At 61.4% G+C, this 6,421-nt stretch carries 7 protein-coding genes and 1 pseudogene; 5 read left to right on the top strand and 3 right to left on the bottom strand.

Annotation, left to right across the window (positions count from 1 at the left end; translation table 11 throughout):
* A pseudogene (locus B0B14_RS16670) lies at positions 1-191 on the top strand (esterase); the annotation flags it as partial.
* A gap of 426 nt (positions 192-617) precedes the next feature.
* On the opposite strand, the gene B0B14_RS13425 reads toward B0B14_RS16670, so the two are convergent.
* The gene (locus B0B14_RS13425) at positions 618-1,016 is read right to left on the bottom strand and encodes a hypothetical protein (protein ID WP_076682583.1); all 399 of its coding nucleotides are present in this window, start codon (positions 1,014-1,016) and stop codon (positions 618-620) included.
* Between the two features lie 698 nt (positions 1,017-1,714).
* Between B0B14_RS13425 and B0B14_RS13420 the strand changes: the two genes are divergently transcribed.
* Positions 1,715-2,413, top strand: coding sequence for a hypothetical protein (locus tag B0B14_RS13420; protein ID WP_218642088.1), 699 nt, complete (start codon positions 1,715-1,717; stop codon positions 2,411-2,413).
* Positions 2,414-2,419: 6 nt separating this feature from the next.
* Positions 2,420-3,028 carry a hypothetical protein gene (locus tag B0B14_RS16400; RefSeq protein ID WP_143733724.1) on the top strand — a complete coding sequence of 203 codons (609 nt, stop codon included), beginning with the start codon at positions 2,420-2,422 and terminating at the stop codon, positions 3,026-3,028.
* A 282-nt stretch (positions 3,029-3,310) separates the two neighbouring features.
* On the opposite strand, the gene B0B14_RS13415 is transcribed toward B0B14_RS16400, so the two are convergent.
* Complete coding sequence (locus tag B0B14_RS13415) at positions 3,311-3,661, bottom strand: hypothetical protein (protein WP_143733723.1); 351 nt, start codon at positions 3,659-3,661, stop codon at positions 3,311-3,313.
* A 545-nt stretch (positions 3,662-4,206) separates the two neighbouring features.
* Between B0B14_RS13415 and B0B14_RS16395 the strand changes: the two genes are divergently transcribed.
* A complete protein-coding gene (locus B0B14_RS16395; RefSeq protein WP_143733722.1) occupies positions 4,207-4,800 on the top strand; it encodes a hypothetical protein in 594 nt (197 codons plus the stop codon).
* Positions 4,800-5,309 (top strand): RNA polymerase sigma factor, encoded by a 510-nt coding sequence (locus tag B0B14_RS13405; RefSeq protein WP_076682576.1) that lies wholly within the window; start codon positions 4,800-4,802, stop codon positions 5,307-5,309. Before B0B14_RS16395 ends, B0B14_RS13405 begins: the two co-directional genes overlap by 1 nt.
* A 298-nt stretch (positions 5,310-5,607) precedes the next feature.
* Here the strand turns inward: B0B14_RS13405 and B0B14_RS16390 are convergent, their stop codons facing one another.
* The gene (locus B0B14_RS16390; RefSeq protein ID WP_143733721.1) at positions 5,608-6,171 is read right to left on the bottom strand and encodes a hypothetical protein; all 564 of its coding nucleotides are present in this window, start codon (positions 6,169-6,171) and stop codon (positions 5,608-5,610) included.
* Positions 6,172-6,421: the final 250 nt, after the last annotated feature.

Raw genomic sequence — 6,421 nt, 5'->3', positions numbered from 1 at the left:
ACACCGGGACACGTGACGTTCTCAACCCCGACGCGCACCTTCTCGCGGAGAAGGCCCGTGTAGCCGGCGTGCCCTTCGAGCTGCGCGAGGCCGCCGGCCAGGTGCACGTCTATCCGCTCGTCCCTACGCGCACCGGACTGGACGCGCAACAGCACCTCATCGACACGGTCCGAACAGCGATCCGGGCGTAGACGCCACCCCAGAACGCCACGGTACGGTGACCGGCTCCCCACGGACCGAGGGACCCGTGCCCGCGTCCAGGTACTCCATCCGCGCTAGCGCACGCTCGTGGATCCACCTCCGGGCACTGCCCGTAAGCAGTAGCTCGCGAGCGGGAGCTCACGGCACGCATACGCTGGAACTGAGGACGACGGGCGACTCACGTACGCAACCGAATGAGCTCCGGGACCGGCGCCCGGCAGGCGGTCAGCCTGCGACGTAATGTCGGCAATCCGCATCTCGACAGTGCCTAGGCCGCGGTACGTGTAGTAGTCACGGTACGCGGTGCCGCCGTCCGCAGAGATCGTTGTTGTCGTCCAACCATAGGGTCGCGCCCTTTCAGCTACAGCTTAGGCGCACCTCCGGAATGGCGAGCAGGGGCTGTACGGTGTTGGCTTCTAGAAGCTTGGCGCTAGGAGCATTGCGCCGATGGGGATCGTCGGGTACTCCGTGGGTCGCCAGCCGTTCCGGTAAAAGATCTTCTTTGGCTCCATGCAGAATCTGTCAGCGATCGCGCTGATCGCATCACCCGTGACGACCTGGTAGCCGGTGATGTTTCCGTCTGCGTCGAGGATTGCGGGGCCGGATGCGCCGGCACGCTCACCGCCGTCGAGGATCGGGCTGGAGAGTCTCCCCTCCTTGTCCGTTGTGACCAGCTTGCAGCCGTCCGTACCGACCGCCTGTGCGGTCGGGGCCGGAGAAGTCGCGGTCTCCTCGGTCTGAGCAACCGTGGCTGTGCATCCAGCAAGAGCCAGCGCCATTAGAGCGACCGTTGCGATCTTGGCGATGTGATTCATGCCGGTTAGCTTCGCATCTTCTCGCGCCGCTAATCCACTCGGCGTCCAGTCCCAGAGAACCCTCCCGGGTCAGACGCGGGGTGCTCATCGGTCTTGAGTGGCTGCCTTGCTGGCCTCTGAGCCCTCGAAGAACTCACTTGGTCCTAACTGAACGTGGTCCCTTGCACAGCGCCTGAGATACAGAGCGTTGCTTCCCTCAATGAGCCTCGACGGAGTGACAACTCTGTCTGCCTAGCGGCCACACTGAGTATGCACGGGAACGCTGCTTCTTCTGTGACGAGCTACGACCCTATCGTTGATCTTGAGAGCTTTCCGTGGTTCACATGCGCCACAATCGGCGTAAGTAGCGCGGCCACTGGTGATCACCCAGGGAGCATAGGAGCAATGGATGACCCCAGAGATTTGTCAAGTCGCATAGCAACGAAATCAAGAGCCCAGGGAGTGAAGCGTAGATGCCGCCCTATGTGGACCCCCTGGTCTTGAAGTCGCAGGTAGGGGTCAATGACACGTACAAGGATGTCCCCGGCTACAACAAATGTTCGGAGGACGGACGAACGGGTTGGCTAACGATGTATTCGCTAGCTCGCGCATTGCAGCACGAGCTTGGCATCACGGCCCTATCGAATAGCTTCGGCCCCACGACCATGTCGCGGCTTGAAGCACACGGCCCGGTTGGAAGCAGCACCAGAGTCAACATCTTGAAGATCGTTCAGGCGGCGTGCTTCTGCAAGGGGTACCACGCCGGCGATCTCAACGGTGAGTGGGACGGCGTGACTACTTCGGGGCTCTCGCTCAGTGGCCACCCGACAGCGGCGCTGGCGATGCCACTCCGCACACCAAATACACCGTGGAAGAGCGACAAGAGTGCGAACGGATGGCCGATCGGAGGACCGTCCTCGGTGTTCCGCATTGAAGGGACCAATCACAGCATCACGCTGGCAGTCGGCAGCGCGGCGGGGGTCCTTCTCCACGCCGTTCGCAGGTTCAACTACGAGATTGACGCACTTCGCGACGGTGATGCCAAGGGGCTGAGTACAGATCGAGCGGTGACATCCCCTGAGCGATCGAACCTGTTGTCCGGCACCGCGGTTCTCATCCGACCCGATTCGTTCCCACTCGGAACGACAGGCAACCTCTACCCCAACGAGATCACGATCCTTGAGGACATCGTGATGGAGGCGGGCGGCGTTATCTCGTGGGGCGGTCACCTCAAGATCCCAGATCAAGGACTGCTCTACATTGCGAAGCCGCCGTTGTCGGCCGCGACATCACGCCTGGCGAAGCGATGCGACGAGACCGATGCGATGGGCACGGCTGGGGGCGTCGGACAGATCAATGCTTTCGAGCGAGATCGATTGCGCGAAGTTGAACTCTTCCTTGAACAGAAGGTCGGTTGATTTCACATGAGCGCTGGCCGCCGATTTAACTTGACAAGTCGCTGGCTCTTGCTTGCCGTGATTGTCGTCGCTGTGGCGGTCATTCTGATCATCGTCGGTCGGGTGCAGGGCGTCCCCGAACCCATTGAAAGTCGCGCCGACACGGAGGCAGCAAGAACAGCCGACACCTACGTCCTTGACAAGCTCAACGATCTCGCGGAAGCCACCGATACCGCCGGGGTCGACCGCGCCGACGCTATTGCCGAGTACCTCGAAGAAGCGACCGGTCAGCTCGTACCCGGGACGAAACTAGTCATCATGAGTGGCCCGCGCGATGGCGACCAATTCGGCGTGGCAGTCTTCATTGAGTGGAAGGTCGAGCCTTTCTCGGTGCGCGATCCTGGGTGGGGGCGCGCGTGTCGCATCTATACCGTCGGTGCCGCTTCCGTCACGAGCGAGGCACTCGTCTGCCCTGCGAGCGTTCGAGATGAACCGCTCGGATTAGTGCTTAGTGACGACGGGTGGTTCTCCTCCCGTAGCGTTCCCACACGGTTGGGCATCACCCGATCGAGCGGACTCCTCGATCCACCGTGGGGTTTGCGCGGGGATCAGCCCTGTCCGGGTGCACCCACGTAGGACTCACGCCCTTGGATCGCCCGAGCTGCTGACTCGGTGGCTGCCGCGAACTCTGCCCGGATCGCGACACCGTCGTTTGTCTTGGCAACAGTGTAGGCAATGCCCTCTAGGGCACCGAGATGAGGGACATTCCCGATGGTTGCAATGTCGATGTCTTCGCCCTCATCAAGATGGTGGAAGACAAGCACCTGAAGACCAGAGCTGCCGCCTTCCGAGGACCGGAGAGGACCAAGGGCGCCAGTGCTCGCCGCATTCCGCTCGTGGATCGTCGAACGCGCCATCTCACTGGGTTGCGACGATCAGAAGGTCGACCTGAACGGTGTAGACGGCGGCATGGACTTCGATGGTGCCGGTGCCGGCGCCTGCCTCAGCCGGAATCTCGAAGTCACCCGCGAACCTGCCGTCACTGATCAGGATCCGCTGCTCGTCATAAGGGCGTCCATCCTGCACCCATGAGAGGGTCACTTCCGGCCACGGCGGGTCGCTCGCGTGATTCGTGTCGTTGCACGGTTGCCAGTACATGCCCGCGACTCGGACGACATCGCCTGGTGCGGCCTCCACCACCGATGCGTGCACGGTTGGTTCAACACAGGCGCCGGCGCTGCCTACGGCGCTACACCCGGTGACGCCCATCGTGGCGCAGGCGACCGCGGATACGACGATCCGTCTCCACCCATCTTTAGTACTCCTCAACGGCAAGAGCACATCAATCTGTCGCCAACTCGTGATGGGAAGCCCCGGCGCCCGGCGAACGATCCGTCAGTGATCAGCGTGAGTTGTGCCCGACAGTTGGCGACGTCGCTTCTAGGAGTCGGCCGTCCATCATGGGGGCAGAAAGGAGTGAGCAGAAAATCACGTTGATGATCGAGCCGGTCCTACTGAACGGGCTCATGGACGACTTGACCAACACTCCTCCTCCGACCCACCCCATGTCACGTCAGTCGGCTCAGACTAATGGCAGCCGGAGGCGGCGAGTCGCCCGTATCGCTTTGTGTGTGAATCGCAGCGATCCCTCTGCGGTGTCGTCGACGCTCCATATGAGTTGGCGGCCTGTCAGGGACTCGAATTTAGCGAAGGTAGCTCTCCACTCGCGGACGCCAGAAATGCGATGTTGTTTGGACAATCGTCGGCCCGGCGGACATGTCTCTAGTGAAGGGTGTTCACGAGAGGAGCAACTTATGGAAGACGCAGAGTTTGACCGTGTTCTCGAGGTCGGGATCCCGATGACGGCGATACCGAGCACGCTGTCGTCGCACCGGGACCGAATTCTTGCTGAGGCCCGCGCCCGACGCAGTCGTCGGTTGCGGGTGTGGACGGCGGGTGTCGTTGCTTCAGTGCTAGTGGTCGGTGGCGGATCTGTAGCGGTGGCCGGCGGGGGAAACGAAACGCCATGGGGCTGGGTGGCCGACAACGTGTTCTCGATCGGGCGGACGGACGGTTCGGCCTGTTTCCAAGGGTTCCTTGTGAAGTGGGACGGCGTCTCTGAGGACGACCCCATGGTCCAAGACGCAAAAGCAATCGTCGGCGGCATTGACCTGACCACGCTTGACACGGGCGCTGTGGAAGCGGAGTTGGAGGCCGACATGGGCAGCACGGTGGACGGTGACGGGAGACCCCAGGAGCCGGTCGTACTGAGCGAAGACGAGCTTCGTCAGTTCGCGCTCAGCCAGCTGGTTGGGGACATCTTGTTTGCCGAACTTCTGGCCCGAGGCCACGAGTTGAGGGTAGGGCATGAAGTATCGCTGAGCAGTCAGACCACCGACTGCAGCTGATGGCACAGGACAAACGCAAAGCCAGCCACTTCGACGAGGTGATCCGCGCTAACGAAGCGGACCTGTGGCGGTATTTTCAGCGCCGCCTCACCAACCCCGCCGACGCCGCGGAGGCGTACGGTGAGTTGCTTCTGACGGCGTGGAAGCTGCACAGGAAGGTCCCAACCGACCCCACTCGAGCCCGCATGTGGCTGTTCGTGACAGCACGACACGTCATGCTCAGCTCCCGTCGAACTATGTCACGGCGGTCAGCTGCGGTACAGCGACTCGTCGATGACATGACGACTAACCCCCCGCAGGTTGACGGGCCGTACGTCAGAGAGCTCAAAGACGCGATGAGCGCTCTTTCCGATCAGGACGCGGAACTGATACGCCTCATCTACTGGGATCGGTTGCCCTCACACGAGGCCGCCGCAGTACTAGGCATCAATGCCTCTACTGCTCGCTCTCGCCTTTCGAAGGCGAGACAAGCTCTGCGGTTTGAACTCGAAGCACGGCCGCCCGAATGACCGTCCCTCTGCGGGCGGCGATGTTCGCGTGCGGTCGGACGATGCCGCGCGGCGAATGTCGGCGACGCTCAATGGGACGCAAAGTTCGTCCGTGAGACGCCGCCAAGTGTCGGAGAGATGCCCGGGCGGCCGCAGGTGGGTCAGATACCCCGGACGGTCCCATGCCCGATGAACCCGCCTCATACGAACACATTGGCGTCGGAGCGCACGGTTGAGATAGAACTCGATCAGTCAGTTCTCCCTGGCAACGAATCGGGCGCTCGCCCGATGCCTCACATGAAGGCGAATGCTCTTGCGATTAGTTTGAGTGTGGTGATCTTGGCCGTAGCGTCGATCTGTACTTGGACCACTTCATGGATGATGAGGCGCGATCTTCAATTGTTAACCCCGCATCGACGAGCTCGCAGGGTGTGTAGAGCGCTATCGCACCGTCGATAGTCGCGCAGTCGAGCTGAACATCTTCATCCACTTTGAGCTCATTGACGGTGCCGTTGACGAGCAGTGATCTGGACTGCGAGTCGAGGCGAACCGTTGACACTCTGGTGGTTCGCTCGACAACCGCTGTGACGCGTCCTTCCAACTGTGTCCGGGACACTTGGACGCCTGCAAGCTGGCGGTCCAGGTTCGTGATGACGGCAATCCCGAAGGCCACGACCACACCCACGACTACTAAAGCAAGAATCGTGAAAACTGGAGATCTCTGAACGATGCCCCAGATCGCGAATGCGAGGGGGATGAGAGCGATGATGGCCGACACAATGATCGCGATGACTATCCCGGTCTGCAGATCAAGGTAACGCTGGGCGTTCTCTTCAACGTATTCACGCGGCAATTCTTCGACAACGTGGAGCACAATTCTCATGACTTGGCCGCCATCTTGCACTCCTTGAGTTGCTGCGCGCTAGTCCTCTCGGCTCCTTTTCGTCTGAGTCTAGGCCACGCTCGATCGCGCCCCAATGATCGGCGAGCCGTCGACTGAACGGAGCCCAATGTGTTGACCTGTTCGTGGAGCTCGCTTCAGGCGCCGCTCGCCGCGTGATCACCGGAGGTCGCACAGCACCACCCTTTAGCTCAGCCCCGCGGCAAGCAAAGTCTCGAGGACGAACCGTGAA

It is taken from the genome of Microbacterium sp. RU33B, assembly GCF_900155915.1.
GTDB lineage: Bacteria > Actinomycetota > Actinomycetes > Actinomycetales > Microbacteriaceae > Microbacterium.
This window is presented reverse-complemented; position numbering and strand designations above follow the sequence as displayed.